Origin of the sequence: Sulfitobacter sp. S223, from assembly GCF_025143825.1 — a bacterium.
GTDB lineage: Bacteria > Pseudomonadota > Alphaproteobacteria > Rhodobacterales > Rhodobacteraceae > Sulfitobacter.
On the sequence record NZ_CP083560.1, the window covers coordinates 2217868 to 2244181 of the forward strand.

30 protein-coding genes are annotated in these 26314 nt (G+C 57.1%); 9 read left to right on the forward strand and 21 right to left on the reverse strand.

All coding sequences use genetic code 11. From position 1 onward, the window contains the following. Positions 1–57: 57 nt before the first annotated feature. The 7 genes from K3757_RS10665 to fabF form a co-directional block, all read right to left on the reverse strand. Positions 58–1227 carry a phage major capsid protein gene (locus K3757_RS10665; protein ID WP_259995446.1) on the reverse strand — a complete coding sequence of 390 codons (1170 nt, stop codon included), beginning with the start codon at positions 1225–1227 and terminating at the stop codon, positions 58–60. 12 nt (positions 1228–1239) lie between these two features. Next, a complete protein-coding gene (locus K3757_RS10670) occupies positions 1240–1854 on the reverse strand; it encodes an HK97 family phage prohead protease (RefSeq protein ID WP_259995447.1) in 615 nt (204 codons plus the stop codon). Between the two features lie 20 nt (positions 1855–1874). Then, positions 1875–2102: a hypothetical protein gene (locus tag K3757_RS10675; protein WP_259995454.1), complete on the reverse strand. Its 228-nt coding sequence runs from the start codon at positions 2100–2102 to the stop codon at positions 1875–1877. Continuing rightward, complete coding sequence (locus K3757_RS10680; RefSeq protein ID WP_259995455.1) at positions 2095–3267, reverse strand: phage portal protein; 1173 nt, start codon at positions 3265–3267, stop codon at positions 2095–2097. The genes K3757_RS10675 and K3757_RS10680 overlap by 8 nt, the downstream gene beginning before the upstream one ends. 187 nt (positions 3268–3454) lie before the next feature. Further along, entirely contained in the window at positions 3455–4681 is a 1227-nt protein-coding gene (locus tag K3757_RS10685; RefSeq protein WP_311201759.1) for a terminase large subunit domain-containing protein, read from the reverse strand. A 562-nt stretch (positions 4682–5243) separates the two neighbouring features. After that, positions 5244–6431 carry an endolytic transglycosylase MltG gene (gene mltG, locus K3757_RS10690; RefSeq protein ID WP_259995457.1) on the reverse strand — a complete coding sequence of 396 codons (1188 nt, stop codon included), beginning with the start codon at positions 6429–6431 and terminating at the stop codon, positions 5244–5246. After that, positions 6432–7691 (reverse strand): beta-ketoacyl-ACP synthase II, encoded by a 1260-nt coding sequence (gene fabF, locus K3757_RS10695; RefSeq protein ID WP_259995460.1) that lies wholly within the window; start codon positions 7689–7691, stop codon positions 6432–6434. It lies immediately after the preceding gene. A 162-nt stretch (positions 7692–7853) separates the two neighbouring features. Between fabF and K3757_RS10700 the strand changes: the two genes are divergently transcribed. Beyond that, a complete protein-coding gene (locus K3757_RS10700) occupies positions 7854–8354 on the forward strand; it encodes a DUF421 domain-containing protein (protein WP_259995463.1) in 501 nt (166 codons plus the stop codon). Positions 8355–8368: 14 nt separating this feature from the next. Here the strand turns inward: K3757_RS10700 and K3757_RS10705 are convergent, their stop codons facing one another. From K3757_RS10705 to fabD, 4 genes are all read right to left on the reverse strand, one after another. Continuing rightward, the gene (locus tag K3757_RS10705) at positions 8369–8902 is read right to left on the reverse strand and encodes a GNAT family N-acetyltransferase (protein ID WP_259995465.1); all 534 of its coding nucleotides are present in this window, start codon (positions 8900–8902) and stop codon (positions 8369–8371) included. Positions 8903–9068: 166 nt separating this feature from the next. Next, positions 9069–9302 carry an acyl carrier protein gene (locus K3757_RS10710; RefSeq protein ID WP_025048350.1) on the reverse strand — a complete coding sequence of 78 codons (234 nt, stop codon included), beginning with the start codon at positions 9300–9302 and terminating at the stop codon, positions 9069–9071. Positions 9303–9506: 204 nt separating this feature from the next. Further along, on the reverse strand, positions 9507–10244 hold the full coding sequence (gene fabG, locus K3757_RS10715) for a 3-oxoacyl-ACP reductase FabG (protein WP_259995466.1): 738 nt from the start codon (positions 10242–10244) through the stop codon (positions 9507–9509). 74 nt (positions 10245–10318) lie between these two features. Then, complete coding sequence (gene fabD / locus K3757_RS10720; RefSeq protein WP_259995467.1) at positions 10319–11251, reverse strand: ACP S-malonyltransferase; 933 nt, start codon at positions 11249–11251, stop codon at positions 10319–10321. 145 nt (positions 11252–11396) lie between these two features. Between fabD and K3757_RS10725 the strand changes: the two genes are divergently transcribed. Beyond that, positions 11397–12593, forward strand: coding sequence for a cytochrome b/b6 domain-containing protein (locus K3757_RS10725; RefSeq protein ID WP_259995468.1), 1197 nt, complete (start codon positions 11397–11399; stop codon positions 12591–12593). A gap of 91 nt (positions 12594–12684) precedes the next feature. On the opposite strand, the gene K3757_RS10730 is transcribed toward K3757_RS10725, so the two are convergent. Continuing rightward, the gene (locus K3757_RS10730; RefSeq protein ID WP_259995469.1) at positions 12685–13254 is read right to left on the reverse strand and encodes a YceI family protein; all 570 of its coding nucleotides are present in this window, start codon (positions 13252–13254) and stop codon (positions 12685–12687) included. A 137-nt stretch (positions 13255–13391) separates the two neighbouring features. Further along, positions 13392–13886, reverse strand: a complete 495-nt coding sequence (locus K3757_RS10735) for a hypothetical protein (RefSeq protein WP_259995470.1) — start codon at positions 13884–13886, stop codon at positions 13392–13394. A 261-nt stretch (positions 13887–14147) separates the two neighbouring features. Here K3757_RS10735 and rpsF point away from each other — a divergent pair, with 261 nt between their 5' ends. Genes rpsF through rplI form a run of 3 tightly spaced genes read left to right on the forward strand, consistent with a single transcriptional unit; the run spans position 14148 to position 15387 of the window. Beyond that, entirely contained in the window at positions 14148–14501 is a 354-nt protein-coding gene (gene rpsF / locus K3757_RS10740) for a 30S ribosomal protein S6 (RefSeq protein ID WP_259995478.1), read from the forward strand. A gap of 28 nt (positions 14502–14529) precedes the next feature. Continuing rightward, a complete protein-coding gene (gene rpsR / locus K3757_RS10745; RefSeq protein WP_005852865.1) occupies positions 14530–14757 on the forward strand; it encodes a 30S ribosomal protein S18 in 228 nt (75 codons plus the stop codon). A gap of 12 nt (positions 14758–14769) precedes the next feature. Next, a complete protein-coding gene (rplI, locus tag K3757_RS10750; protein ID WP_259995480.1) occupies positions 14770–15387 on the forward strand; it encodes a 50S ribosomal protein L9 in 618 nt (205 codons plus the stop codon). An 84-nt stretch (positions 15388–15471) separates the two neighbouring features. Here rplI and K3757_RS10755 read toward each other — a convergent pair whose 3' ends face one another. Then, positions 15472–15618, reverse strand: coding sequence for a hypothetical protein (locus K3757_RS10755; protein WP_259995481.1), 147 nt, complete (start codon positions 15616–15618; stop codon positions 15472–15474). Positions 15619–15909: 291 nt separating this feature from the next. Here K3757_RS10755 and K3757_RS10760 point away from each other — a divergent pair, with 291 nt between their 5' ends. Together K3757_RS10760 and K3757_RS10765 are read left to right on the forward strand one after the other, a co-directional pair. Then, the gene (locus tag K3757_RS10760) at positions 15910–16392 is read left to right on the forward strand and encodes a lytic transglycosylase domain-containing protein (protein WP_259995483.1); all 483 of its coding nucleotides are present in this window, start codon (positions 15910–15912) and stop codon (positions 16390–16392) included. 112 nt (positions 16393–16504) lie between these two features. After that, positions 16505–17431 carry a calcium/sodium antiporter gene (locus K3757_RS10765; RefSeq protein ID WP_259995485.1) on the forward strand — a complete coding sequence of 309 codons (927 nt, stop codon included), beginning with the start codon at positions 16505–16507 and terminating at the stop codon, positions 17429–17431. Positions 17432–17485: 54 nt separating this feature from the next. On the opposite strand, the gene tig is transcribed toward K3757_RS10765, so the two are convergent. Beyond that, the gene (gene tig, locus K3757_RS10770) at positions 17486–18817 is read right to left on the reverse strand and encodes a trigger factor (RefSeq protein WP_259995487.1); all 1332 of its coding nucleotides are present in this window, start codon (positions 18815–18817) and stop codon (positions 17486–17488) included. A 122-nt stretch (positions 18818–18939) separates the two neighbouring features. After that, the gene (locus K3757_RS10775; RefSeq protein ID WP_259995489.1) at positions 18940–19224 is read right to left on the reverse strand and encodes a DUF2312 domain-containing protein; all 285 of its coding nucleotides are present in this window, start codon (positions 19222–19224) and stop codon (positions 18940–18942) included. Between the two features lie 114 nt (positions 19225–19338). Between K3757_RS10775 and K3757_RS10780 the strand changes: the two genes are divergently transcribed. Continuing rightward, entirely contained in the window at positions 19339–19578 is a 240-nt protein-coding gene (locus K3757_RS10780) for a hypothetical protein (RefSeq protein ID WP_259995490.1), read from the forward strand. 53 nt (positions 19579–19631) lie between these two features. Beyond that, entirely contained in the window at positions 19632–20054 is a 423-nt protein-coding gene (locus K3757_RS10785) for a TIGR01244 family sulfur transferase (protein WP_259995491.1), read from the forward strand. Positions 20055–20084: 30 nt separating this feature from the next. Here the strand turns inward: K3757_RS10785 and K3757_RS10790 are convergent, their stop codons facing one another. From K3757_RS10790 to K3757_RS10810, 5 genes are all read right to left on the reverse strand, one after another. After that, complete coding sequence (locus K3757_RS10790; protein ID WP_259995492.1) at positions 20085–21254, reverse strand: FliM/FliN family flagellar motor C-terminal domain-containing protein; 1170 nt, start codon at positions 21252–21254, stop codon at positions 20085–20087. 118 nt (positions 21255–21372) lie between these two features. Further along, a complete protein-coding gene (locus K3757_RS10795) occupies positions 21373–24087 on the reverse strand; it encodes an ATP-binding protein (RefSeq protein WP_259995493.1) in 2715 nt (904 codons plus the stop codon). Beyond that, positions 24087–24296, reverse strand: a complete 210-nt coding sequence (locus tag K3757_RS10800; protein WP_259995494.1) for a hypothetical protein — start codon at positions 24294–24296, stop codon at positions 24087–24089. Before K3757_RS10800 ends, K3757_RS10795 begins: the two co-directional genes overlap by 1 nt. 68 nt (positions 24297–24364) lie before the next feature. Beyond that, positions 24365–24742, reverse strand: a complete 378-nt coding sequence (locus tag K3757_RS10805; RefSeq protein WP_259995495.1) for a response regulator transcription factor — start codon at positions 24740–24742, stop codon at positions 24365–24367. A 131-nt stretch (positions 24743–24873) separates the two neighbouring features. Next, complete coding sequence (locus K3757_RS10810; RefSeq protein ID WP_259995497.1) at positions 24874–26166, reverse strand: helix-turn-helix transcriptional regulator; 1293 nt, start codon at positions 26164–26166, stop codon at positions 24874–24876. Between the last annotated feature and the right edge of the window lie 148 nt (positions 26167–26314).

Below are 26314 nucleotides of genomic sequence, written 5' to 3' on the forward strand. Positions count from 1 at the left end.
TTCAGGGCGCGCGCCCGGACCGAAGCGGGTCACCCCGCTCCGGCTTCGGCACCCGTTTTAGGAGGTACCGAATTTCAGAAGCTTGATTGCCGCGAAATCGCTGACGTCACCGCCGACACGCTTGGTTGCGTAGAACAACACATGCGGTTTGGCGCTGAAGGGATCGCGCAGGATGCGCAGGTCGGGACGCTCGGCGATGGTGTAACCTGCCGCAAAGTCGCCAAAAGCCATCGCAGTGGCATCTGGTCCGGCGTCCGGCATATCCTCGGCGATCAAAACCGGATAGCCCATCAAACGCGCCGGTTCACCTGCTGCGAGACCATCTGACCACAAGAAACGGCCATCCATATCCTTAAGCTTGCGCACAAGGCCCGCGGTTTTGGAGTTCATCACGAAAGAAGCGTTCGCACGGTACTGCGCACCAAGGGCATAGACCACGTCCACAATCGCGTCTGCCGTCACTTCGCCAGACAGACCTGTCGGGACATAACCCAAATTACCCCAGGCCCAGACATCGTTGTCCACGGTGCTATGGGCAAGAAAACCCTTGGGCTTGTCGACGCCGTCACCATTAATAAAGGCACCAGCCTCGGCGCGGGCAAACTTGTCTGCAATCCGGCCCGCCAGCCATCCTTCAATGTCAAAGGCCGCATCATCCAGCAAACGCTGTGAGGCTTTGGGCAACGCGCTCAGCTCGTGCAACTGTACAGTGATACGGTCAATCTGCGGTGTATCGCTTTCACCGATGATAGACGCCTCGGTAGCCCAACCCGCACCGACATCGGTGTGATCCACCAGCACATCATAAGACGTCGCCTCGACATTCACGACCGTGGCAATTGCCCGGATAGAGGCTGTCGTGTTCAGCACGGATTTCACAATATCCGAGGTCTGCGGATCAACAAGATACCCCCCGTCGGAATTCACAGCCGTGGACAGTGCTTTGCCCTCCAGATGCAGACCGCGCAGGCCGTCATCATCACCTGAACGCACATAGGCATTAAAGGCTTTCTTGTGCGGCGCACCCGCATCCGTGGCCCCGGCCAAAGGTGTGCGTGCAGCAGTCAGTGTTTTACGATCCAGCATGGTCATTCGCTTTTCTGTTTGTTGAAGTTTGGTCTCGATCTCGGCTTGGAAGCCTTTGAACTGTGTGACAAAGCCGGTCACGGCCCGCCGCACGTCCTCAGCCGGGGAAAGCTCCGCGGCATGTTGTTCGGTATCGCTCATCTTGCGTTCCCCTTATGGTTGCTTGCGCGGAGGCGTGATCTCGGCTGTTGCCGCATCAAAAACCCCCGCCATCTCACGCAGGATGTCACCAAGTCGCACGAACCCGTCCGACTTTGCCCCCACCCGCGCACTGGGCAGCATCGGGAAGGTCACCAACGACACCTCCCAAAGCTCCAGTTCCTGCAAGAGCCGCTGGCCCTTGGTATTCTTGCTGGCTTTCACCGTGCGGTAGCCGATCGACAGCCCGTCGATTGCACCTGCTTCGATCAACGCAATGGCCTCGCGGCCCTTCTCGACGGACTTCAGAATGCGGCCCTTTACGAACAGGCCGCGTCCATCCTCGCGCACCTCGTCCCACACGCCAATCGGCTGTGCCGGATCATGTTGCCAAAGCATCTTCACACCACGCCTTGCCGTCTTCAGCGCGCTCAGGCTGGTGGCATAGGCGCCCTTTTGAACAACGTCATTGCCCTGATCCACATCGCCGAAGAAGCTCGCATAGCCCTTGATTTCAACGCCACCGTCCACCTTGGCCACCTTGTCGAACTGGACAAACTTGCGCTCTAGTGCAGGCAAGCCGCCGCTGTTCTCCGCGCCAGGCGCGAAGTTATTGCCACTCATATCCATCGTATTCTCCTGTTTTTTGTTCAGCCAGCAGGCGCCACCGCAAGGAAAGACTGCACCGCCTGCGCGAGGATCACGGCGACAACGCCGTAGACCGTCAGCCACAATCGCCGCTCCAGCCGCTCCATCATCACCTCAATCCGGTCCAACCTTTTGACGAGGTTTTCAAAATGGATCGCACTCACCCGCTCATGCGCCTGCAACCGCATACCGGGCGCACATTGAAAACGTTCGACCGGCTGTTCACTCATCCGCAGCCACCATCGGCAGCCCCAACAGCACACGCTTTTCCGCATCCGTAAGGAACCCTGCATCCGCAACCCGCGCCCACTGCGCATCACGCTCCGCGCTCAGTGCAGGCACCTGATCAAGGTCCGGCTTCAGCTCCACCAATTCGCCGGTGAAACCTGACAACCAATGCGCCAGCGTTGCCGTCACCCGCGTCGCCAGCGGCAGCACCGTCAGGCGATAGAACGCACGGTGCGCCTCTTGGTAGTTGGCATAGGTCGCATCCCCCTGAATGCCGATCAGCATCGGCGGCACCCCGAAGGCGAGCGCGATCTCGCGCGCAGCCGCTTCTTTGGTTTTCTGGAACTCCATGTCGGAGGGCGAGAAACCCATCGGCTTCCAATCAAGCCCACCCTCCAGCAGCATCGGTCGTCCTGCATTGCGCGCGCCCTGATGGTGGCTCTCCATCTCGCTCACAAGGCGTTCGTATTGATCATTGCTCATTGCACCCTGACCATCGGCGCCCTTGTAAATGATAGCCCCGGAAGGCCGCGCAGCATTATCCAACAGCGCTTTTGACCAGCGCGAAGCGGAGTTGTGCACGTCCACCGCCGTGGCCGCCGCCTGCATGGGGCTGAAGCCATAGTGGTCATCTTGAGGGTTGAAATTGCGCAGATGGCAGATCGGCGCGCTTTGCGTGGCATCAAACCGATGCTTTCGGCCGGCAACCGCATATTCATATGCCACAGGCCAACCATCTGCGCCCGGCACAACGCTCATCCGGTCAGAACGCAACACATGCAGCTCCAACGGCACACCAACGTCCTCACCCACCGCCTCAACGTATCCATCGCCTGACAGCAGCAGCTGCGCATAAAGCGCCTCCAGCAGCTCTGCCCGCCCCTGTGCGCCGTTGGGCCGCGCCATCAGTGCCAGCACCGGATGAGTGTCATATCGCTGCTCTGCGTCCTGACACACCAAAGGCAACGCCGCAGCCGCCTCGGCAATCAGCTTGACCGAGCGAAATCCGACAGGATTTCCGGAAAAACCGGTACGCGTCAGCGAAACCGTGTCGCGCGGGCTCCAGGCCACGCGTCCGGCAGTTTGCATCGCCCCGACCCGCCCCGTTGCCGATGCCTTCACTTCCACGACTTCCGCCGCGCCGCGCTTTAGAAAATCAAACACCAAAGTTTCTCCTATCCCGTATCCCGTGGCCGTCCCGCTGCTTGGGCGCCTCTGAAACACAATCTCTCACCAAAGGTTTAACGTCGCCGGACCACACCGTGCGTTGCGCAACGCCAACCAAAATCCCACGCGCACCCACAAAAAAAGGAGGGCAACTGCCCTCCTTCTCCCCTCAACATTTCTGGATGCCCTATAAGGTGCGGACATTCGGCTGACGCCATTTCGCCGCAGGCTCGATCATCAACTCATGCAGCGCCCAAACCAACGCGTCTACGCGGTCAGGCGAACCGCCGCCTTCGTACCCATGCCGTGTCATCCGGCACATCTGGTCCTCTAGCCCCTCCATGTCCGGCAGATGCATGACACGCCCCTGCTCATAAAGAGCCGCAACAGGTTCGGCCCGTGCAACCTTACCTCGGCTGGCATGCACGCCCTTATAGGGCACCAATGGATCAATTTGCCGGATCACCTCCTGCACCATCTGACCACCCTGATTAACCTCGGCCACCAGCCGATCCGCCCCGAACCGCTCCATCGCTGAAATCGCCGCCCGCGCCCAACCGCTTGGCCCCATACCAGTGACTGTGCAATCGGCCAGCACATAGGCGCGCCAGTCTTGGGGCGGGCCCTTGCTCTGAACTCCGGCAACCACGATCCCGCATTCATCAGCCGATGCGCCGGATGTTGTCGCAGGATCTATCGCCACCACAATCCGGTCCAGATCGGGAATATCGCGCCTGCGACACGCCTCAATCGTTGCGGTGGTCCACAGCGCCCCTTCCGCATCGGCCAACAGGACACCGTCAAGCTCTTGCCGACCCAAACGTGTCCCGCGATAGCGCGCACGCACTTCTTCCAGAAACGACTCCGCCAGATTGGCACGGTTCGCCTCTGTCGGCGCGTGAGTGACAACAGTCGACGGAGACTTCAACAAATCCTTGAGAACGCCAACATTTCGCGGCGTCGTGGTGACACATACCTGCGGACGTTCTCCAAGACGCAAAGCAAATTGCAGCATGTCCCAGGTGTCTTGCGCTTTCTTCCACTTGGCAATCTCGTCCACCCAGGCAGCATCAAACTGCGGGCCGCGCAATCCTTCGGGATCATGTGCGGAATGCACCGTTGCGATGGCACCGTTGGGCCAAACCAACCGCTTGCGTGAGGCTTCCCAATCCGGCCTGCGGTCCTCGGGTGAGCACGCCAGAATACCGCTATCCCCGAAAATCATCACTTCGCGCACCTGATCAATCGTTTCGCCAACCAGAGCGACCCGTTTACACCGTCCCTCATCCAGCGGCTGTGCCCCCTCTACCGCGGAGCGCACCCATTCGGCACCGGCGCGTGTCTTACCGGCACCGCGCCCCCCCATGATCACCCATGCCCGCCAATCCCCCTCGGGTGGCAGCTGGTGCGGCATCGCCCAGAAATCAAATAGGTAAGGGAGAGCACGAAGCTCCCCCTCATCCAACTCATTCAGGAACCCTTCCTGAATCGATGGCGCAGCGGAGCCGATCCAGTTTGCACCCGATATCAGCGCGCGCTTTTTCCATGTCGAGGGCATAACTCCCGCGCGCAATTCCGGCTTGTTTGTTTCGGCAGTCATTCAAGATCATTCCCGCTTTTTGACAGCGCGCAACGGTCTCCGAAATCTGGCTAACCGTCTTGGACGCTGCTGTTCCATCAATTTCCTCTCCGGTTCTGGCCCGTTCTTTCAGGCTCTCTAAGGCTTCTCTTAGCTCGGCAAGCGAACGTTGGACGGAGGCAAACATCGCCTCCGCTTCCGCCAGCTCATCAAGCGGTGGCACCGGTTGGGTTGTCATCGTGTGTCGGTCCTTTCGCTTGGATTCCTCCAATCGAAAGACATGAAAGAGCGGCCCCGACTGGATGTCAGGGCCGCTTCCCCAAATCTCCTAGCATGGGATTTGGTATATCGGATCAAGATTGAACGTTTCCTGCCCCACCGAACGGGGCGTTAACACTTAGTCGTTGCCACCAGTAGACGCATTGCCCGCCGCCGCAGCGCCGCGCTCTGCTTCGATCTTGCGCCACTCCGCAACGTTGCGGTTATGCTCGTCCAATGTAACAGCAAACGCGTGCCCACCAGTGCCGTCAGCCACAAAGAAGATAAACGGTGTCTCGTCCGGCTGCGCGGCAGCCATTAGGCTCGCACGTCCAGGGTTGGCAATCGGTGTGGGCGGCAAACCGGGGATGACGTAGGTGTTATAGGGCGTTTCACCGCGCAATTCGCTGCGACGCAGGCCTCGTCCCAACACACCTTCACCGCGGGTGATACCGTAGATAACAGTAGGGTCCGTTTGCAAACGCATCCCTTGGTTGAGACGGTTAACGAACACGCTGGCTACCTGACGGCGCTCTTCAGCAACACCGGTTTCCTTTTCGACAATTGACGCAAGGATCAGTAACTCTTCGGGGCTATCGATCGGCAGGTCATCCGCCCGTGCCTCCCAAGCTGCGGCAAGCAGTGTTTCCTGCGCAGATTGCATCCGCGTGACCAAGGCCGCGCGGTCGTCACCTTTGCGCACTTCATAACTATCTGGCGCAAGCGATCCCTCGGCAGGCGTCTCGGAAACCGACCCCTCCAGAATATCCATTCCATCCAAAGCGTTTACGATCTGCCAGCTTGTTACACCTTCAGCGATAGCAATACGGAAGCGTACGTCAGCTTTATCGCGCGTTTCTGTGTATTCCACCGGTACTTCGTCAGTACCAGCTGTGAATTGCGCAAGCTCGGCAAACCGGTTGGTCGCAGGGTCCAACTCTCGTACTTGAACGCTGACACGGTTCACGCCAACGCGGTACACGATTTCGGTACCACAGGTGCTTGCACCACCACGGGTAATAACGTCCACGATTTCCTGCATGGTCGCTTCCGGCTCGATCAGGAAACTACCAGCCTTCAGTTGGCCGGTCTTTTCTTCATAATCCGCACCTATACGGAATATCGCAGCCGAGCTTACCGCGCCCTGATCAACGAGGTTCTTGCTGACGCGGCGCATGTTCGAGCCACTTTCAACCTGTAGGCACACGGCCTGCGTCAGCGGACCAGGCGCGTCATATTGGGCTTTACCCCAGATGATCACACCACCGGTCAGAAATAACGCAACCATCAAAAACGTGATGGCATTGGCCGCTACATGGCGCCACATCTACTCAACCTTTCCGAACAATACGCTCGCATTGGTGCCACCAAAACCGAACGAGTTGCTCAGCGCGACTTTTATTTCACGCTTCACAGGCGCGTTGGCCGCAAGATCAATCTTTGTCTCAACTGCCAAGTTGTCCAAATTGATGGTCGGAGGCGCAATCTGATCACGGATCGCAAGGATCGAGAAGATCGCCTCGATTGCGCCGGCAGCGCCCAGCAAGTGTCCGGTGGCCGATTTGGTCGATGACATTGTAACCTTGCCGGCATGTTCGCCCAGCATCCGCTCTACAGCGCCCAACTCGATGGTGTCAGCCATGGTCGATGTGCCATGCGCGTTGATATAGTCGATATCCTTAGGTTCTTTGCCCGCGTGACGCAGTGCTGCGCGCATGGACCGTTCGCCGCCCTCACCGTCCTCGGACGGCGCTGTGATGTGATACGCATCGCCTGACAGGCCGTAGCCGATCACTTCGGCATAAATCTTCGCACCGCGCGCCTTGGCGTGCTCGTATTCCTCCAACACCACAATACCTGCGCCCTCACCCATAACAAAACCGTCACGGTCCGCGTCATAGGGGCGGCTTGCCTTCTTGGGGTCATCGCCACGTTTGGTGCTCAGTGCCTTACACGCGTTAAAGCCTGCAATGCCGATTTCGCAAATCGCCGCTTCTGCGCCACCTGCAATCATTACATCCGCATCACCATACTGGATCAGACGGCTTGCGTCCCCAATAGCGTGCGCACCAGTGGAACAGGCCGTCACAACAGAATGGTTTGGTCCCTTATAGCCATACTTGATCGAAACCTGACCGGAAATCAGGTTGATCAACGCGCCCGGCACAAAGAAGGGGCTGACCCGCTTGGGGCCCTTTTCCGCCATCATAACCGCTGTATTCGCGATAGAGTTCAGGCCACCGATGCCGGAACCGATCAGAACGCCAGTACGCTCAAGGCTCTCACGGTCATCAGGGGCCCAACCTGCGTCTTCAATCGCCTGCTGTGCAGCAGCCAGACCAAACAAGATAAAAGTGTCCACCTTGCGCTGGTCTTTTGGCGCCATGTAGGTGTCGGCGTTGAACGTCCCGTCACTGCCGTCGCCCAAAGGCACTTCACACGCATATTGGGTAATCAACTTGCTCGGGTCAAAGCCCGTAATTCGCCCCGCACCGGACTGACAGTCCAGAATGCGTTTCCAGCTTTCCTCGACCCCGTCTGCCAACGGTGTCACCAAACCCAAACCCGTAACGACCACTCTGCGCATATGCTCTGCCCCTTGGTGCTAAATTGTCTTTCGGGCTATAGCCCGAGCGGCGACCAGTGTTCAAGGGGCGCAGGCATCCGCAATGGGCGGGTGACTGCCACGCGGCCCTGCCGGAACGATCCCTGCGACGAAAGGTTGACCTCATACAAAGGGGTAACGTGCATGGCAGAATTTCTGGATATCTTATGGCGCGCAGCGCTGGTTGTCGCTGTGATCGTTATCCTAGCACGGCTTCATGGTCTGCGTAGCTTCTCAAAAATGTCCGGCTTTGACTTCGCGATCACTGTTTCGATCGGATCGGTTCTGGCGGGTGCCGTCACTACACTTAAAACAGACGCACATATCTATGTCTTCGCCCTCATCGCCCTGTTTATCGTACAGATAGCCATCTCCAAGCTTCGCGTGTGGTTCGAACCCATCCGCAATCTCACAGATAACACCCCGCTTCTGCTAATGGAAAACGGCAAGATGAGACCGGAGAACATGCACAAAGCCGGCGTCAGCGTTGACGATCTTCACGCGAAACTTCGCGAGGCGAACGCCTACAATCTTGATCTGGTCCGCGCTGTGGTCATGGAAACAACTGGGGATATCAGCGTCCTACATGGCCCGAAAGACGGGCCGGAAGTCTCGGCTGAAGTGATGCAAGACGTGCGCCGCTAGAGCTTCGTCACTGCTCAGGTCGGAGGTCCCTTGCGGGTCATCAAGGTAACAGTCTCTCCCTCTACCTCCACATCGCGCAGCGGCGTATAGCCAAGTCTTTGCGCAACCCGCATTGATGCCGTGTTATCAGGCGTAATCATACAAACCGTACGCAGCGCAACAACGCGGTCGAACCAGTCATGGGCGGCTTCGGCAGCATCACGGCCAAAACCACTTCCCTGATATTCCGGCGCAAGCACCCAACCTGCTTCGGGATAAGGGTCAAAGTCCTCTCCCAAACCACGGGAGCCAAAGAAAAATCCAGCCTGCCCTGCCATATCACCAGAGCCGTGGATCTGAATTGCCCACTGCCCGAAACCGGTGATTTGCCAATGACCTGCATTACGCAAGAAAGCATCCCAACTGCGCGTGCGCGGCCACGGCTTGCCACCAATATGCGTCACGACATCCGGCATTGCCCAGATTTCGGCAAAACGCTTAAAATCCTCTGTTCGCATCCCACGCAAAGTCAATGACGGTGTATTGATAGTCGGAATAGTGCGGGACATGCGCGGCGTTTCTTTCACTCGGATGCGGGGATTTAGAGTGTTAGGAGTGCCGCAGCCCCGATAGCGCGACAAGCCCTAATATGACGCAGAATCAAAAACGGCGCCGATCCGCAGATCAAAGCGCCGTTTAAGTATTTTTTCGCCGAGCGAACCCGGTAAAGCCGAATTAGGAGGCTTCTTTGATGAACTTAACCGCGTCACCGAAAGTTTGGATGTTTTCGGCTGCATCATCAGGGATCTCGATGCCGAATTCTTCTTCGAATGCCATCACCAGCTCGACTGTGTCGAGGCTGTCTGCGCCAAGATCGTCAATAAACGAAGCGTTTTCTGTTACTTTGTCTTCTTCAACACCAAGGTGCTCAACAACGATCTTCTTAACGCGGTCTGCGACGTCGCTCATACTATAGTCCTCACTCATCGGGCCATCGGCCCCTTTTTGGGTTTCTGCCCGCTCCCGTTCGTGAGGGGCCAGAAGGTGCCCCTGATAGGGGCGGCTCGTTCTCCTTGCTCGCACAAGGCGCGGGTCACATCAAGCGCCCGTATAGGTTATCTGCGCTTCCTTTAGCATATGATGCGAGGTTCGCAAACGCTTTCGAGAAAGCACTCACAACATGGACATGCCACCATTCACATGCAAGGTAGCCCCAGTAATATAAGACGCTTCGCTGCTGGCCAGATAGACAACTGCGCTGGCGATCTCATCCGGAGTACCCATACGGCCCGCTGGAATTTGCCCCAAAATCCCGATTTTCTGATCCTCGGTCAGCTTGTCTGTCATCGCAGTGGCAATGAATCCCGGAGCAACTGCATTCACAGTGATTCCACGGCTTGCTACTTCATAGGCCAGACTCTTGGACATCCCGATCAGCCCTGCCTTTGACGCAGCATAGTTCGCCTGTCCTGGGTTACCCGTCGCGCCGACCACAGAAGAAATGTTAACGATCCGGCCCCAACGCGCCTTCATCATGCCGCGCATCACACCCTTACACAGCTTGAACGTCGCGGTCAGATTTACGTCCAGCACCGACTGCCAATCCTCATCCGACATGCGCATGAACAGGTTGTCCCGCGTGATCCCGGCGTTGTTGACCAGTATATCAACCGATCCCATCGCTTCTGCCGCTTGCTTTGGCAGCGCCTCGACTGCGGTCATATCGCTCAGGTTGCACGGCAGCACATGCGCGCGTTCCCCCAGCTCAGCGGCAAGGGCCTCCAGAGGCCCGGTTCGCGTGCCGCTCAGGCCAACAGTCGCGCCCTGCGCATAAAGCGTGCGCGCAATATCCGCACCAATGCCGCCCGAAGCGCCAGTGACCAGCGCATTTTTTCCCGTCAGATCAAACATCTACTCTTCCCTTCATGAACTTCCGCGGCACCGAGAGGTAATTACCGACGGTACACGCTCTTGCTGTGTGCGCCTTATTCTTCAAGCGCAGCTTTTACATCTGCAGCCACGCCCACATTGCGCAACACCGCGTCCTTGTGAATGCGGCGGATCATCCCGGACAAAGCCTTGCCCGCACCGATCTCCCAGAACTCGGTCACGCCCTGCTCGACCATCCACTCAACGGACGAACGCCAGCGCACACGGCCGGTGACCTGATCCACCAACAGCTGCGCAATGGGATCGGCAGTATTCACGCTACTGGCAAGAACATTTGCGACCAGCGGCACGGCAGGGGCATTGATCGTAACCTCTGACAACGCGCGCGCCATCTCATCTGCGGCGGGCTGCATCAGCGCACAGTGGAACGGGGCCGATACCGGCAAAGGCAACGCCCGCTTGGCGCCAGCCGCCTTGGCCAAATCAATCGCCCGCTCAACAGCAGCCTTGCTACCCGAGATGACATTCTGGGTCGGGTCGTTCTCATTGGCCAACTGACAAACTTCATCGCCAGCGGCTTCAGCAGCGACTTTCTCTACGTCTTCGGCAGCAAGCCCCAGAATGGCCGCCATAGCGCCCTGACCGACAGGCACAGCCGACTGCATCGCCCTACCCCGAATGCGCAGCAAACGCGCTGTATCGGCCAGCGTGAATACGCCAGCCGCACAAAGGGCGGAATATTCACCCAGACTGTGACCCGCGACAAAGGATGCCCGCGTGATCTCGATCCCTTCGGCCTCAAGCGCGCGCATTGCCGCCATAGAGGTCGCCATCAGCGCAGGCTGGGCATTCTCGGTAAGCGTCAGCGTCTCTATATCGCCCTCCCAAATCAGCGCGCTCAGCTTCTCGCCCAAGGCCTCGTCGACCTCATCGAAAACAGCCTTTGCTGCGGGATAGGCCTGCGCCAGATCATGCCCCATCCCAATAGTTTGCGCGCCCTGACCGGGAAATACGAATGCTGTGCTCATCAAAAGCCCCCTTGAATATGTGGCGTTGGGTGTAGCGAAGCACGCCTGCTCTCACAAGAGCGCACAGCAGCTCTGCGCAAACTCCCATTGCCCTGACTGACAGTTTCAATAGGTTGATCCGATCATTGTCATAGCGGAGAAGTCCATGGCACTTTCCAACACAACTACAACTTACGGCAGCGTTACCCGCAGTTTTCACTGGCTCACAGCGCTGCTTATCCTGACGCTCATCCCTATTGCGATGATCGCCGAAGAACTCCCCTATGAGACGTCCGAGCAGCTCGCCACGAAGGCGTGGCTCTTCTCGTTGCATAAAACACTGGGCGTGACCGTGTTCTTCGTCGCACTGCTGCGGATCATCTGGACGTTGAACCAGACAAAGCCATCCCCGCTGCATCCGGACAGCAAGACCGAAACCTTCATGGCAGAAACGGCCCACTGGCTGCTCTACGGATCGTTGGTACTTGCGCCGATGTCGGGCTGGATACATCACGCCGCCACGTCGGGCTTTGCTCCCATCTGGTGGCCACTGGGCCAAGGCTTGCCGCTGGTGCCAAAGTCGGAAGCTGTATCCGCCTTTGCCGGTGGCCTGCATTGGGTGTTCGGTAAAGTCATGATCGTGTCGATCTTGCTGCACATTGCAGGCGCCCTCAAACATCAGGTTATCGACAAGGACGCTACCTTGCGACGGATGATCAACGGCGCACCTGATCTTGCCGCCCTGCCAGAAACACACCACAGCAAGACGCCCTTTCTGGCAGCCCTTGCCGTTTGGGCCGCTGCATTGGCCGTTGGCGCAGGTATCGGTGTCTATTCAAAGCCCGAGGGCGCGACGGAAACCGCAGAACTTGAAGACGTCGCATCAGAGTGGACTGTCCAGGACGGCACGATTGGCATTTCGGTCACACAGTTTGGCTCAACCGTAGAAGGGACATTTTCCGACTGGACTGCGAACATTTCCTTTGACCCGGACGTGATGAGCGGCCCTTCCGGCGCCGTTGACGTGACAATCGCCATCGGCTCGCTCACTCTTGGCTCCGTCACAGATCAAGCCATGGGTCCTGATTTCTTCAACGCCAAAGACTTCCCGACAGCGCGCTTCACCGCAGATCTGATCACTGGTGTTGACGGTTTTCTGGCCGAAGGCACACTGACAATCAAACAACAGAGCATTCCGGTCAGCATGCCATTCCGTCTATCCACATCCGGCAAAGAAGCAAACGTACAGGCGCAACTGGATCTTGATCGCCGCGACTTTGGGATCGGCGACAACATGCCCGATGAAAGCTCACTCGGGTTTGGCGTGAACGCAGTGATCGATCTGACAGCCACGCGAGAGTGACGACAAACGTCGTCCAAATGGGTCAACTAAAATAGAAAAGGCCGCGGAGAGGATACTCCCCGCGGCCTTTTCGTTTTCTCAAGGAAAGAGCTTATTCAGCTTTCATGGCTTCCAATGAAATCATGACGTTTACGTCATCGCTGACAAACGGCGCGAACTTGTCCACACCAAAGTCGGAACGCTTCAGCGTTGTTGTTGCGTCAAAACCGGCCCAAGGCTTGTTCGCCATCGGGTGATCACCCATCTGGTTCAGCTTGGCGTCCAGAACAACGGATTTTGTCACATCGTTCATGGTCAGATCACCGGTAATCAATGCGGTGTCGTCGCCGGTCACTTCGATAGATGTGGATGTGAACGTGATCATGTCCTCGTCAGTTGCGCCGAAAAAATCGTCGGACATAAAGTGGCCGTCGCGCGCTTCCCAACCGGTGAACATGGATTTCGTCGGCATTGAGACGTTGACGGATGACGCGGAAGGATCTTCCTGATCAAACATGATTTCGCCTTCAAAGCCGGAGAACATGCCGGTCGTTGTGGAATAACCAAGGTGGTTGTACGTGAACACAATCTGGCTGTGGCTGGCATCAAGCGTGTATTTGTCGGCAGCCAGTGCCATTGTGGCGGTGGCAGAAAGCAGGGAAGCAAGGACGAGGGATTTCATTGGGAGCACTCCATTTTGTTAGACTGTCTTACTAAATGGTGCGATCTGGTTTTTTCTCAATCCCGTAAGGTTCAACACCGACTGCGCGCATTTGAACACTCGCGCGGCATTTACCCCGCATCAGCGCACATTACTGATCAGGCTAGCTTGCCCGCCACACGCAATTTATGCAGTAGAACAGCGTGCGCCGTTGCATTGCTAAGCGATATCTCGGCAAGAAGGCGGCCTCCCCTTGCCCAGAAGGTAAAGGATCGGCCTTTCAATTCCACGTCTTCAAGATCGTTAAAGCTGCACCGCTCGATAATCCGTTGAGCTATAGGCGCATTATCACGGATGAGACGCACTTCGCCCCTCTCCACATCAATCTCGACACTGGGCGGCGCCGATGGCAACGCTGCATCCCAAAAGGCTAAAGACCCCAAAAGCGAAATCGTTGAAATCGCCAATTTGAATAGCATCATATTGCTGCCGGTCGCGGCCGCCGGAGTTAACCAGATCAATAGCGCAACAAACAAAAAGGCACAGGCACCAATCCGCATCATCAACCGCAGCATCAACCGGCCTCCGCCCAAAATGCGTGCAGCACCAATGAACGGCGTGGTCTCAGAGAGATAGTCAGAGGCGATTGTCATAACAGCATCCTTTTGTTCGCTGGCATTCTGATGGACTCCAATAATGACAAAACAACGGCGCCCTGCCGGCACATTGAGGGCGGCGGCACTAAATCGGGGATATGGCATCCGCTCTGCGCCATCCTTGCTTGCGCGGCGCGCGAAAGCGTGTATATGGGCACTTCCTTTGCAAGACGATTTAACCGCGCAGACTCTCGTGGTGGGGCCGCAAAGGATCACTGCCCTGCCTATGAAATGCGCCTTGAAATAAGTGGAGCACACATGCCGCTATATGAGCATGTAATGATCGCGCGTCAGGACTTGTCCAATACACAAGCCGAAGGCCTGATCGAACATTTCGGTACCGTTCTGTCCGACAACGGCGGGACACTCGTGGATAGCGAGTATTGGGGCGTCAAAACGATGGCCTACAAAATCAACAAGAACCGCAAGGGCCACTATGCCTTCCTGCGCTCCGATGCACCGGCAACAGCCGTGCAGGAGATGGAACGCCTGATGCGCCTGCATGACGATGTCATGCGCGTTCTGACCATCAAAATGGACGAGCACAAAGAGCTGCCTTCCGTTCAGATGCAAAAACGTGACGAGCGCCCAGAGCGCCGTGAACGTCGCTGATTTTGGCTTGAGTAAAAGGACCTAACCCATGGCTGCAAAACCATTTTTCCGCCGTCGTAAAGTTTGCCCCTTCTCGGGCGACAACGCACCGGCAATCGACTACAAAGACACACGTCTGCTTCAGCGCTACATCTCTGAGCGTGGCAAGATCGTGCCATCCCGCATCACCGCAGTGTCGGCCAAGAAACAACGCGAGCTGGCCCGTGCCATCAAACGCGCCCGTTTCCTCGCCCTGCTGCCCTACGCAGTGAAGTAAGGAGTACACATCATGCAAGTTATCCTTCTCCAGCGCGTAGCGAAACTGGGCCAGATGGGCGACGTCGTTGACGTTAAACCAGGCTATGCACGCAACTACCTGCTGCCTCAGCAAAAGGCGCTTTCCGCGTCCAAAGCAAACATCGAAGCTTTCGAGGGCCAAAAAGCCCAGCTTGAAGTTCAAAACCTCGAGACCAAGAAAGAAGCCGATGCAATGGCTGACAAGCTTAACGGCCAGCAGTTCGTTGTGATTCGCTCTGCTTCCGATGCAGGCGCGCTTTACGGTTCCGTTACGACACGTGACGCCGCCGACGCAGCGACCGCCGAAGGCTTCACAGTTGATCGCAAGCAGGTTGTCCTGACTGCGCCCATCAAATATCTGGGCATCCACGCTGTGCAGGTCATCCTGCACCCAGAGGTCGAAGCAACAATCGAGCTGAACGTAGCCCGTTCACCCGAAGAAGCCGAACTTCAAGCTGCCGGCAAATCCATTCAGGAACTGGCCGCAGAAGAAGAAGCTGCTGCCGAGTTCGAGATTTCCGAACTGTTCGACGATCTCGGCTCTGCCGCGTCCGACGACGACGAAGCACCTGCTGCTTCCGGCGATCAGGAAGACACAGCAGGCAACTAAGCCTCACGTGCCAGACTCAATTAAAACGCCGCGCATTTTGCGCGGCGTTTTTCGTTGGACATACCTCGGGCCCGCCCGGCGCTTTCAATCCAGTCCCAACGCAGGCTGCTCCAGCTCCTGAAAAGTGGCCCCGCCCTGTGGAAATCGCAACCAGATCGAATAAAACACACAGTCGCGCAATCCGTTGCCGCGCGAAACCGCTTCGCCAGACAGGGTTCTCGGCGAACGCATTTCCTCGCAGCCAAAAACGTCCCTGTAGAATGAAGCCAATCTATCAGCGCAGCGCGCAGTGATACTGATATGGGCCAATTTCATAGCAGGACTATCCTTTCTCTCGGGTAGCTAAAGCAAAATCAGCATTTTGTCTGCCGTGGCGCGCGCCCACATCTTTCATCACCGGTTCAGGCACTGCCCACCGCTGCCGAGGCACATAAGCGAATGCCTGCCGCTCAAATTCGATCACCTTGCTCCCTCGCCTCACGCAGCTTACCCAACAAAGGTCAGAGATTTCCGGACCTTCCAATGCATCCACTATATCGCCGCTCCTTTCTTATTGCTGGTCTTGCTGCCCTCGCAGCCTGTTCAACCCGAGAATCCGCCACGGCGCCTGCCTCAAGTGGTTTCGGCCCACCGCTGCACCCCAATGAGACACCGCAGCTGCGCGCCTCCATCAACCACTGGGCTGATCACTACGAAATCCCGCGCAGCCTTGTGCACCGGCTCGCCATCCGCGAGAGCACCCACAACCCTGCGGCCCGCAACGGCCCCTATTACGGATTGCTTCAGATCCTGCCGCAAACCGCCCGCACCATGGGGTTTCGCGGAAAGCCGGACGACCTCCTCAACGCTGACACCAACCTCGAATTTGCGGGCAAGTACCTGCGTGGTGCGTGGCTCTTGGCTGACGGGGATGAGGCGACAGCAATCGGCTGGTACGCGCGCGGATACTATTACGAAGCCAAGAGGCGCGGCATGTTAGTCGAAACCGGACTGAGAGCTGGCTAACCCATATTTTCATGGGCCTCTTGTAAACATCTGAAAGGCACACAATCTGCCTGAGGTACCGTTTGTCTGCTGGACGTCCAGCAGGTGCAGCTACGGTTGCGCGGGGCGCATCATGACATTCTTCCTCTTTTGTTCTGTCGGCCTTATCGGTCTTCTTCTGGGCGGCACGCTATTGGTCCAGGGTGCCGTGGGCATCGCCGCCCGGCTTGGGGTTTCGCCGCTTCTCATTGGTGTGGTGCTGGTTGGCTTTGGCACCTCTACGCCCGAGCTATTGACCAGCTTGAATGCTGCTCTGGCAGGCTCTCCGGGTATTGCGACTGGAAACGTGGTTGGTAGCAACATTGCCAACATCCTGTTGATCCTCGGTCTGACGGCACTGGTGCGACCTGCGCTGCTGGATCACAAGATCATGGTCTTGGACGGAAGCGCCATGATGCTGGTCACATTGTTGGCCGTGCCAATGCTGCTGTCGGGCATGATCGGCCGCATCGAGGGCGCGATTCTCTGTGCTGCACTGGCGACCTATCTGATCGTACGCGTCAGCAAAGGCGGCGAGATTGACGCCATAGACGAACTAGAGGCCCCACCTCCGGTCCTGCGCGCCAGCGTTGCTTTTGCCGCCGGTTTGGCCGTGACCTTGATCAGTGCGCATTTTTTGGTCCTTGGCGCTGTCGGCTTTGCCCGCCTGCTCAATATTTCCGAGGCAGTAATCGGCGTGACGATCGTTGCGGTCGGCACCTCCCTACCAGAGCTTGTGACCTCCCTTATCGCCGCGCGAAAAGGCCAAAGCGATATGGCTATCGGCAACATTCTCGGCAGCAATATTTTTAACATCTCGGGCATTCTGGGCCTGACCGCCCTGATCCATCCACTCGAAGTGCCGCTGTCTATTTCCAGCTATGATCAATGGATCATGGTCGCAGCCGCAGCTGCGCTGCTGGGCGCAGGCCTTAACTGGGGGCGCCTTTCCCGAATTTCGGGCGGCGTATTTCTAGTAAGCTATGCCGCCTACATCGCGACACTTGTGCGATCACTTTAGAACAAAAAAAGCCCCGCAGTCTCCTGCGGGGCCTTCCTAACTAAGATCGACTGCTTACTCTTCTTCGAGTGCCTCAATGGCTTTCTGCAGTTCGTCTTTTGAGACTTCTTTGTCAGAAATTGTTGCCAGACCAAAGACGTGGTCAACGACCTTGTCTTCAAAAATCGGCGCGCGCATCTGCTGCTGCATCTGCTGGTTTTGCTGAACAAATTCAAAGAACTGACGCTCTTGACCAGGGTACTGACGCGCTTGGTTCATGATCGCCTGTGTCATCTCGGCGTCGGTCACCTCAACTTCGGCTTTCTGGCCAAGTTCGGCAAGCAGCAGGCCCAGACGCACGCGGCGCGCAGCAAGTTTCTTGTGCTCATCTGTGGTTTCGATCTCTGGATGATCGTGGCCCTGAACTTCAGGGTTATCTTCGTGCCACAGCTGGTGTGCAATCTGGCCTGCTTCTGCATCCAGCAAGGATGGCGGCAGATCGAAATCAACCAGTTTGTCCAACGCGTCCAGCAGGCCACGCTTCATCACTGCGCGCGAAGCACCTGTGTATTCTGATTCCAGACGCTCGCCAATCTGCACTTTCAGCGCAGCAAGGTCTTCGGCACCGAATTTGGTCGCCATCTCGTCGTTGATCTCAGCGGCTACAGGCTCTTTCACTTCCTTGATGGTGCAAGAGAAGATAGCCTCTTTGCCCGCAAGGTGCTCTGCCTGATAATCGTCGGGGAAATTGACGGTAACGTCTTTTTCCTCTTCGGCTTTCACGCCAACCAGCTGCTCTTCAAATCCGGGGATGAAGGAGTTGGAGCCCAGCACCAGCGGATAGTCTTCTGCGGAGCCACCTTCGAATGCTTCGCCGTCAACCTTGCCGACAAAGTCCATTACAACCTGATCGCCGTCTTTGGCTTTGGAGCCTTTCTTGCGGGCTTTAAAGTCCTGAGCTGTTTCGGCCAGTGATGCGAGCGCTTCGTCGATGGACGCATCATCCGCTTTCACGACCATTTTCTCCAGTTTGATGGAGCTCAGATCAACTTCGGGAATCTCTGGCAATTTTTCGTAGGACATGTCGACCTCGACATCATCGCCTTCTTTCCAGTCTTCGTTGGTCATTTTCACGTCAGGCTGCATCGCAGGACGGTCACCGGAAGTTTCGAAGTGCTCGTTCATGGCACCATCGATGGCTTCCTGCATGGCTTCGCCCAGAATACGCGGGCCAAACTGCTTTTTCAGCAGCGCCATCGGTACTTTGCCCTTACGGAAGCCCTTCATTTCGACTTCGGGCTGCGCCTCTTTCAGCTTATCGTTCACCTTCACTTCCAGCTCGGCGGCTGTCAGGGTGATGGAATAGCCGCGTTTCAGACCTTCGTTCAGCGTCTCTTTGACCTGCATGTGTGCTCCATAGCGTTTGGCCGCGCTTTTGCGCGCGGGGCAGAAAATTTGTGCTCTTCTATTGGCGGGGGCCGTTGTGTGCAAGCACCGTTTCACCCCTGCCAAAGCTCAAGCGCGCAGGATTACATCCCCAGCGCTTCTTTATACATGTCCAACACCGCTTCTTCTTCGGCGATGTCATCTGGTTCGCGCTTGCGAAGGGCGATCACCTTGCGCAGAATCTTTGTGTCATAGCCACGCGATTTTGCTTCGGCCATCACTTCTTTTTGTTGCTCGGCGAGGTCCTTCTTTTCAGAGTCCAGACGCTCGATCCGTTCAACGAACTGGCGCAGCTCGTTCGCTGTAACGCGGTAGTTTGCATCACCTGCGTCCTCAACGGGCGCGGGGTTTGTGCTGAATTCGCTCATGTGCTGCTCCTTGTCGTGCAGGGGGGCTACCTTGTAGGGCGCCTTGCTACCCTGCCCCCTGCGCTGCTGCAAGGTGCTCTTGCCGCGCGCAGCGGATTATCCTAAAGCTCGGCCATGGAAAATACTGGCTCCTCCCCGTTCGAAGCGCTCATCTGGATCGGCAGTGCGATTTCGCTGCTTGGTTTGTTGGGTTTGGTCTATTGCATTATCCGTGTGAGCCGCGCCAAACGCGCGCAACTGGATGATGAAAGCATGCGTGCGGTGTTAAAAAAAGTCGTCCCTTTGAACCTTGGTGCCTTGTTCTTGTCGGTCATCGGCTTGATGACAGTCATCATCGGCATTTTTCTAGGTTAACACGGGCGCTGCCCCTTCTGGACAGCCTGTCTTGTGCGCTATAGGTTTCAATCATGGATATCAGACAACTCACCCCCCGCTATTTCGTCGCCCCGCAGATCTCTCCGGAGGATATGGCCGCCTACAAAGAAGCGGGAATAGCCCGGATTCTATGCAATCGGCCTGACGAAGAAGTGCCACCTGCGCTTGGGAGTGAAGCCATGAAGGCCGCTGCCGAAGCCGCCGGATTGGAGTTTGCGATGCAGCCTCTGACGCACTCGACAATGACCGAAGAAAACGTGATGCGGAACCGTGAGATCGGCCTTGATAAAGAAGGTGTCACGCTCGCCTATTGCGCTTCGGGCACCAGATCCAGCATCGCGTGGGCCCTTGGCCAAGCAGGTTTGCAGTCGGCTGATGAAATCATCAAGGCCGCGCAATCAGCTGGTTATGATCTTGAGAATATGCGCGGCTATCTACAGCAACACGAGAGCTAAACCATTGTAACGCTGGATTGCAGGCCACGATCAACCGGCCTGCGATCGCGATCCGGCGGCGGCTTCCTTCTCCAACTCTTTCAGGCGCTCCATTTGCGCGTCCGCTTGCTCTGCCGCTTCCTCCATGTCGGGCAGTTCGGGCAGGTCATCCATATCGCCAAAAATATCGATATCCGACACATCCGGCACGCCAAGGTCCTCCGGTTCGTGCTGTGACCTTTGGTCGGGCGACACATCAATCCCCGCAGTCACATCCGGCAGATCCAAGCCTTCACGATCAGATGCGCGCCTGCGCGGTTCTGCATAGCGTCTGGTTTGTTCTTGCTCAACCTGAAGAGCACGCTTTCCATCGATCTGGCCAAGCGTACCCCGGCTGATAGCACGCCCGTTCGCGTCAATAACCAGCGCATGCGCCATACTTGAAAGGTTGAGATCCAGCACTTCACCTACTTTGAGCGCTCTGACAGATTGCAAGGGCATCTTGAATCGCGTCAACGCGATTGTCAGCTCTGCATGCAGCCCCAGAACGGTATCCCCAAGGGTAGCAGTTGGCGCTGCTTCACTGCCCCCCTCTTCGGATTCTTCGGTCGCGGCAGATGGCGCTCTTGGCTCCGGCAGGATCAGTGATAGTTTCCCCACCCGCGCACCTGCTGCCATGTCCAGCGTGATCTCGATCACTTGGTAATCATTCGCGTCCAGCGCCAACTTGGCTTGGCGGGGTGTTTTTGCCCAAACACCAAACCTGTAGCCCTTCAATAGTATGCCATCGGCCTCTTCTTCTGGCATTGGTGCGGCATGTCGCATCAATCCCTCGATAAAGGGCGCGCAAAGTGCCGCATCGGTTGAAGTATTGGCACGCGGCGTTTCGCCCTCTGGAGTGACAAATACCTTGCCCATGGTTTGCTGCTGGATCAGCCCCGCCACCAGCACATGATCCAACACCGCCGCCGCAACCTGCGTACCGGGACCGTCCATCAACAGGATCAGCGACGTTTCATCCAGACGTGATGTTAGATCATCGCCACTGCATGTTTGACGCGTCACGCCAAGCGCACTCAACGACAGAGACATCATTTTTTCGCCCTGCTTTGCAGCGGTCAGACGCAGCGCGCGCGCCAAGGACATCGCCCGTGCGGCATGAGCCTCGCGCCCCGAGCGCGCCTTGCGCTGTACCAGTGATGTCATCTGCTCGGCGCTCATATCAGTCGTGGTCCCGTTGCCCTTATTGTGACGCTACTGCGGATAGCGTGGCACGGTTAAAGCCGCGCCTTTCTGGCGTCATGGCTCAATTGGTACCGATAAATGGTTACCAGCGCCTTTATACCGGCAATAATCGTTGCGTTGCGATCTGACGGGTTGTTCGAACAAGTCGTACCTCAAAGCTTCCACCCGTTTCATTTTGGACATAGCGGATTTCGCCCCCTAAACGGGTTATGATCTCGCGACAAATCGCAAGGCCCAAGCCTGCGCCATCCCCCTCGCCGCTGCCCAGACGGGCGAATTTTTCGAAAATCAAGCTTTGAGAATCGGCCGGAATACCACTGCCATTGTCTGTAAACCTGACGATCACTTCTTCCTCTTGCTGACGCACTGCGATGGTCAGGACCGGACCCGCCGCGTCACAGTATTTTATCGCATTTGTCACAAGATTGATGAAGACTTGCGCCAACCTGTCGGCATCAGTGAACAAGATCACCTCCTCCGCTCGCGGCTTACGCCTTATCTCCATCCGGCGAGATGAGGATGCCTGCGCCGTTGTCACCGCTTGTTCAATGACGTCGCGCAAATTGACCTGCCGCGCGTTCAGCGAAACCTGTCCATTCTCCAACACAGACAAGTCCAGCAAATCATCCAGCAGACGCGTCAAACGGATGGCTTCGGAATGAATGATAGAGGCATAGCGGGTTTTCTCTGTCGGGTTCAGTTCTTCTACGTCCCTCAAAATCTCTGAAAATGACCGGATCGACGTCATCGGTGTCCGCAGTTCGTGGCTGATCTGACTCAGAAAGCTATCCTTTTGCAAAGACAACTGGGTCAGCTTTTCGTTGGCACGGCTCAATTCCCGCGCGGTTTCCGTCAATTGGCGGGATTTTGTTTCAAGCTGGCTAGAATACTCGAGAATTTGCGCGGATTCATCCGCTACCGCCATCAGGTCTTCGACGGAAATTGCCTGTCCTCCAATAATCTGGCCAATCATCGCGTTGGCAGTGGCCGCACCGACAGACGCGGCCAACTCTCGCTCCAGAGCTTGCACAAATTCGGGTGTGGGCACCGGCGGTACACCCACGCGACCTTGCTGCAATGCATGTGCGACAAAAAACGCCTGCGCTTCGGATGCCCCCAATATCCGCTGCGACATAATCATCAAATCCTCGGCCCCTCCTTCAGAGGCTGACCATCCATGGGCAGGTCCGGAAGAATGGTCGAACACGTTCACAAATTGCGCGCCCTGCAACCGCTCCAAAGGTGTGGGAAAGCTGAAAATAGAGACCACAAAGAAAAACAGCGTATTAAGAGAAAGGCTCCACCAGACCGCATGCACAACCGGATCAAGGCCGGTTATGCCAAACAGCGCCTCAGGCCTCAGAAAGCCGATCCCCAACAACCCGTTTTCAAATACGGCCGCCGAAAGAGCTGCATTAGGTCCAAAACTGGGCAGCAACATCGTATAGAGCCAGATAACGAACCCGATGCTCAATCCGGCCACCGCGCCGGTACGCGTAGCCCCGCGCCAAAAGATGCCCCCCAGCAAGGCGGGCAGAAACTGTGCGACACCACCGAAAGAGATCAATCCGATCGCTGCCAGCGCGCCCGAGCCACCAGAGGCGCGATAGTATAAATAGCCCAACGAGATGATTAAAAGAATGGACAGCCGCCGCGCACGGATCACCACATCACGCACATCCCCCGATTGATGGGCGCCCGTTTCCGCAAGCTTCAACCAGATCGGCATGAAAATGTGGTTGGACATCATCGTACTTAGCGCCAGCGTCGCCACAATCACCATAGACGTTGCCGAAGAAAAGCCGCCTAGAAATGCCAGCATCGCCAGCCCGTTCTGGCCCTGACTTAGCGGGACAGTCAGAACATAAAGATCGGGGTTGGTACCTGCCGGCATCAGTTCCAGCCCGACGACCGCAATAGGCACAACAAAGAGACTCATCGCCATCAAATACAAAGGGAACGCCCAACTGGCGATTTGCAGGTGCCGCTCGTCGTCATTCTCAACAACCATGACTTGGAACATCCGCGGCAAACAGACCAAAGCGGCAGCCGATAGAACAATCAGCGCTGTCCAGCGACCGCCGCCCGTTTCCCAAGTGGCAATTTGTGATGCGTCGATCCGATCCAGCGTTTCTGCCACGCCGCCCGACACCCCCCAAACCACGAAGACCCCCACGGCCAGCAGCGCGACCAATTTAACAACCGCCTCAACGGCGACAGCAATGACAACACCGTGGTGACGCTCGTTTGCATTAAGGTTTCGCGTGCCAAAAAGCACGGTAAACAGCGCCAGACCTGCCGCAACCCAGAAGGCAGCATTTTCTGTAATCTGGGTTTCTGACCCGCCCCCAGTGTCCGAGCTGGCAAAGATTGAGACCGAAAGGGTAACCGACTGCAATTGCAGCGCAATATAGGGCGTCACACCCACGACCGCCATGATTGTCACCATAACAGCCAGCAAGTTCGACTTGCCGTAGCGGGCGGAGATGAGGTCCGCCACAGAGGTAACCCTCTGCGCGCGCCCGATCCGAACCAACCGGCGCAACACCCACCACCAGCCTATCATCACCAATGATGGGCCCAGATAGATTGTGACATACTCAAGACCGGAGCGTGCAGCGTATCCGACTGCGCCGTAGAACGTCCATGCCGTGCAATAGATTGATAAAGACAGGGTGTAGACCAGAGGCGAGCGCAACAGCCAGCCCCCCCGCCCTCTCAGCGCCGCACGTTCAGCCAGAAAAGCGACCAGAAACAGGCCTGCTACATAGACCAGACAGACAGCAATCAGCAGATTGAGCGTGACCATCAGTCTTTGGACCCGGGGGCCGCGACATCGACACCGATTTTGTCACGGGTCCAGCGCCACAATGCAAAGGAGGCGGTGATGGCCAGCAACCAGACAGAAAACACATACCACAGCGCCGTTGAAAGAGCGACAGACGGCTCCGCTTCAGCGCCATTCGGCCACATGGTAGGCACCACAACCCACAAAAGTGCGCCAAGGAATGGCAGCATCCTTATTGCGTCCATAATCCTGCGAAAACGGTAGCTTCGCCGCTCGAGAAACAGCCGCCCCTCCGGCATCAGTTCACACGGCCGGCAGTCAACTCGCGCACAGCAGAAAGCATTTCATCGTTCGCAAACGGTTTTGTCATGAAGCGGCTGACGCCGGCTTGCAGCGCCATTTCGCGGTCACGCGCCTGTCCGCGTGCCGTCAGCATAAGGACGGGCATCCCTTTCAGGCTTTCATCGCGGCGCAATTCCGCAAGAATTTCAAATCCCGTCTTCCCGGGCAGCATCACATCCAAAATCACAAGGTCCGGGCGCGCAGCGCGGATCACATCCGCCGCGTTCCCGCCGTTTGCCAGTGTTTCTACACGCCAACCGTCCCGCCCCAATAGAAACCTGATCGCTTCCGCGATGTTGGTTTCATCCTCCACCAACACAACATGTTTGCTCATGCAAGCCTCCTCCCCCGTCTGCACGGCCGTGTGTCTGATCTGACGTCAGTTACGCGGCTGTGGCTGACGCACAAGATGCACCCTTACACGCGGCGTGTCAAAACCTATGCCTCTTATCCTCATAGCACGGGCTAAGTCTTCATGATCGACGGCTCACGCCGCGCATGGCATTTTTCCTGCGGACAGATTCGGCAGGTCGCACCCACGGCGCGCACAGGCTGGTCAGTATCACCCGCAGGCGTCGGCAATAGCAGCATCACGCAGCGCGCCGGTACAGGTGTGTTATAGTCATAGGCAGGTGCAAGTTCGGTCGTGGCAAACGCGTCAAACTGCATCTGCCCCCGCCCAAGTTGTCCGACCCGCTCCCGCAGGACCGCACCGGGGGCTGCCAAAGCAGCAAACAGCGGCCACAACGGGCAGCAGCTGTCAAACCGCGGCACCGAAAAGCCGGCAACGGACTTACGAAAGATCACCGTGCCGGAGCGATCACAGACGACCAACCCCGCCCCCAGTGAAGGGAGCGCCGCAAGGCGGCGCAGCATTACGGCAACCGGCACAGAAAAATGACGCGCCAGCGTTACGGGATCAACGCCCTGCGCTGCGACAGCGGACTGCAAAGCGTCCAGCGGCAAAACTTTTGCATCCTCGCGCACCTGCTCCAGCACGCCGCGCAAGATAAATCGGGCAGCGTCGGAAAGGACCATATCCTGCCGCTGAAGGACATCTTCAATCCTGACCTTGGCGCTTTGGGCCTCCAGTTCAGGAAAGTGATAATCCTGCGCAGCCAGATAGACCTCTACTTCCTCTTGCGGGGATTTTCCCCCTCCGGCTGCGCTTTTGCCCTGCTCCAGATATCCCACCAATGATTGGGCGCTCTGGGCAAGCCTGCGACTGTCTGCATCCAGATTGGCGTGGAAGCGATCCTGCCATTCAGGCTCAAGCCCGCCATCCCCTGCAAGGATTTCAGCGGTAGAACGGACAGCGGCAGCAGTGGTCAGCAGTTCGTGCATGGAATCCGCCAGATGCGGATCATGCGCCATGCGGTCGCTCAGGCTTTCGACCGTGCGCTCCAGCGCGGCAACCCGCCGCTGGCTGGCAGCAAGAGCTTCGGCCCACCCCGGAAACCGGCCGGCAAACGCCTCTGCGCGGTGGGCATCCTCGGATGTCAGATTGGCGGCTTGCGCGGCTTCTCCGAGCATCCCCAATAGCGCGGCTTCAGCCCCTTCAGTCAACGCCTGCGGCTCGACCTCCAGCGCGTCGGCAATATTAAGCAACAGCTTACCGCCGATTCTACGGCGATTGTGCTCGATCAAGTTCAGATAGCTCGCAGAGATGCCGATTGTGCGGGCCAGATCAGCCTGCTTTATGCCCAGCATCGTGCGACGTTCGCGGATGCGACTGCCGGTCAGGCTCTCACGTGCCATGATGGTCAGTCACGCAATTTGCGTCCGAAATCAGTGGCTTTCTGCGCTGCAACATCACTAAATTTACACCTCCCATGAACTCTATGTTTATTTATTTACAAATAAAGTCATTCAATCAAGGCCCTTATTGCGACCGCCCCCTCCCGCC

What these genes read in the sequence shown, in the direction of transcription:
- rpsF (WP_259995478.1), top strand. Translation starts at nt 14,148, where the DNA reads ATGCCGCTATATGAGCATGTAATGATCGCGCGTCAGGACTTGTCCAAT.
- K3757_RS10725 (WP_259995468.1), top strand. Translation starts at nt 11,397, where the DNA reads ATGGCACTTTCCAACACAACTACAACTTACGGCAGCGTTACCCGCAGT.
- fabF (WP_259995460.1), bottom strand. Translation starts at nt 7,691, where the DNA reads ATGCGCAGAGTGGTCGTTACGGGTTTGGGTTTGGTGACACCGTTGGCA.
- mltG (WP_259995457.1), bottom strand. Translation starts at nt 6,431, where the DNA reads ATGTGGCGCCATGTAGCGGCCAATGCCATCACGTTTTTGATGGTTGCG.
- K3757_RS10810 (WP_259995497.1), bottom strand. Translation starts at nt 26,166, where the DNA reads ATGGCACGTGAGAGCCTGACCGGCAGTCGCATCCGCGAACGTCGCACG.
- K3757_RS10765 (WP_259995485.1), top strand. Translation starts at nt 16,505, where the DNA reads ATGACATTCTTCCTCTTTTGTTCTGTCGGCCTTATCGGTCTTCTTCTG.
- K3757_RS10665 (WP_259995446.1), bottom strand. Translation starts at nt 1,227, where the DNA reads ATGAGCGATACCGAACAACATGCCGCGGAGCTTTCCCCGGCTGAGGAC.
- K3757_RS10760 (WP_259995483.1), top strand. Translation starts at nt 15,910, where the DNA reads ATGCATCCACTATATCGCCGCTCCTTTCTTATTGCTGGTCTTGCTGCC.
- tig (WP_259995487.1), bottom strand. Translation starts at nt 18,817, where the DNA reads ATGCAGGTCAAAGAGACGCTGAACGAAGGTCTGAAACGCGGCTATTCC.
- K3757_RS10685 (WP_311201759.1), bottom strand. Translation starts at nt 4,681, where the DNA reads ATGCCGCACCAGCTGCCACCCGAGGGGGATTGGCGGGCATGGGTGATC.
- K3757_RS10700 (WP_259995463.1), top strand. Translation starts at nt 7,854, where the DNA reads ATGGCAGAATTTCTGGATATCTTATGGCGCGCAGCGCTGGTTGTCGCT.
- rplI (WP_259995480.1), top strand. Translation starts at nt 14,770, where the DNA reads ATGCAAGTTATCCTTCTCCAGCGCGTAGCGAAACTGGGCCAGATGGGC.
- K3757_RS10755 (WP_259995481.1), bottom strand. Translation starts at nt 15,618, where the DNA reads ATGCGTTCGCCGAGAACCCTGTCTGGCGAAGCGGTTTCGCGCGGCAAC.
- rpsR (WP_005852865.1), top strand. Translation starts at nt 14,530, where the DNA reads ATGGCTGCAAAACCATTTTTCCGCCGTCGTAAAGTTTGCCCCTTCTCG.
- K3757_RS10790 (WP_259995492.1), bottom strand. Translation starts at nt 21,254, where the DNA reads ATGAGCGCCGAGCAGATGACATCACTGGTACAGCGCAAGGCGCGCTCG.
- K3757_RS10800 (WP_259995494.1), bottom strand. Translation starts at nt 24,296, where the DNA reads ATGCTGCCATTCCTTGGCGCACTTTTGTGGGTTGTGGTGCCTACCATG.
- K3757_RS10710 (WP_025048350.1), bottom strand. Translation starts at nt 9,302, where the DNA reads ATGAGCGACGTCGCAGACCGCGTTAAGAAGATCGTTGTTGAGCACCTT.
- K3757_RS10780 (WP_259995490.1), top strand. Translation starts at nt 19,339, where the DNA reads ATGGAAAATACTGGCTCCTCCCCGTTCGAAGCGCTCATCTGGATCGGC.
- K3757_RS10705 (WP_259995465.1), bottom strand. Translation starts at nt 8,902, where the DNA reads ATGTCCCGCACTATTCCGACTATCAATACACCGTCATTGACTTTGCGT.
- K3757_RS10775 (WP_259995489.1), bottom strand. Translation starts at nt 19,224, where the DNA reads ATGAGCGAATTCAGCACAAACCCCGCGCCCGTTGAGGACGCAGGTGAT.
- K3757_RS10785 (WP_259995491.1), top strand. Translation starts at nt 19,632, where the DNA reads ATGGATATCAGACAACTCACCCCCCGCTATTTCGTCGCCCCGCAGATC.
- K3757_RS10805 (WP_259995495.1), bottom strand. Translation starts at nt 24,742, where the DNA reads ATGAGCAAACATGTTGTGTTGGTGGAGGATGAAACCAACATCGCGGAA.
- K3757_RS10735 (WP_259995470.1), bottom strand. Translation starts at nt 13,886, where the DNA reads ATGACAATCGCCTCTGACTATCTCTCTGAGACCACGCCGTTCATTGGT.
- K3757_RS10730 (WP_259995469.1), bottom strand. Translation starts at nt 13,254, where the DNA reads ATGAAATCCCTCGTCCTTGCTTCCCTGCTTTCTGCCACCGCCACAATG.
- K3757_RS10670 (WP_259995447.1), bottom strand. Translation starts at nt 1,854, where the DNA reads ATGGATATGAGTGGCAATAACTTCGCGCCTGGCGCGGAGAACAGCGGC.
- K3757_RS10795 (WP_259995493.1), bottom strand. Translation starts at nt 24,087, where the DNA reads ATGGTCACGCTCAATCTGCTGATTGCTGTCTGTCTGGTCTATGTAGCA.
- fabG (WP_259995466.1), bottom strand. Translation starts at nt 10,244, where the DNA reads ATGTTTGATCTGACGGGAAAAAATGCGCTGGTCACTGGCGCTTCGGGC.
- fabD (WP_259995467.1), bottom strand. Translation starts at nt 11,251, where the DNA reads ATGAGCACAGCATTCGTATTTCCCGGTCAGGGCGCGCAAACTATTGGG.
- K3757_RS10675 (WP_259995454.1), bottom strand. Translation starts at nt 2,102, where the DNA reads ATGAGTGAACAGCCGGTCGAACGTTTTCAATGTGCGCCCGGTATGCGG.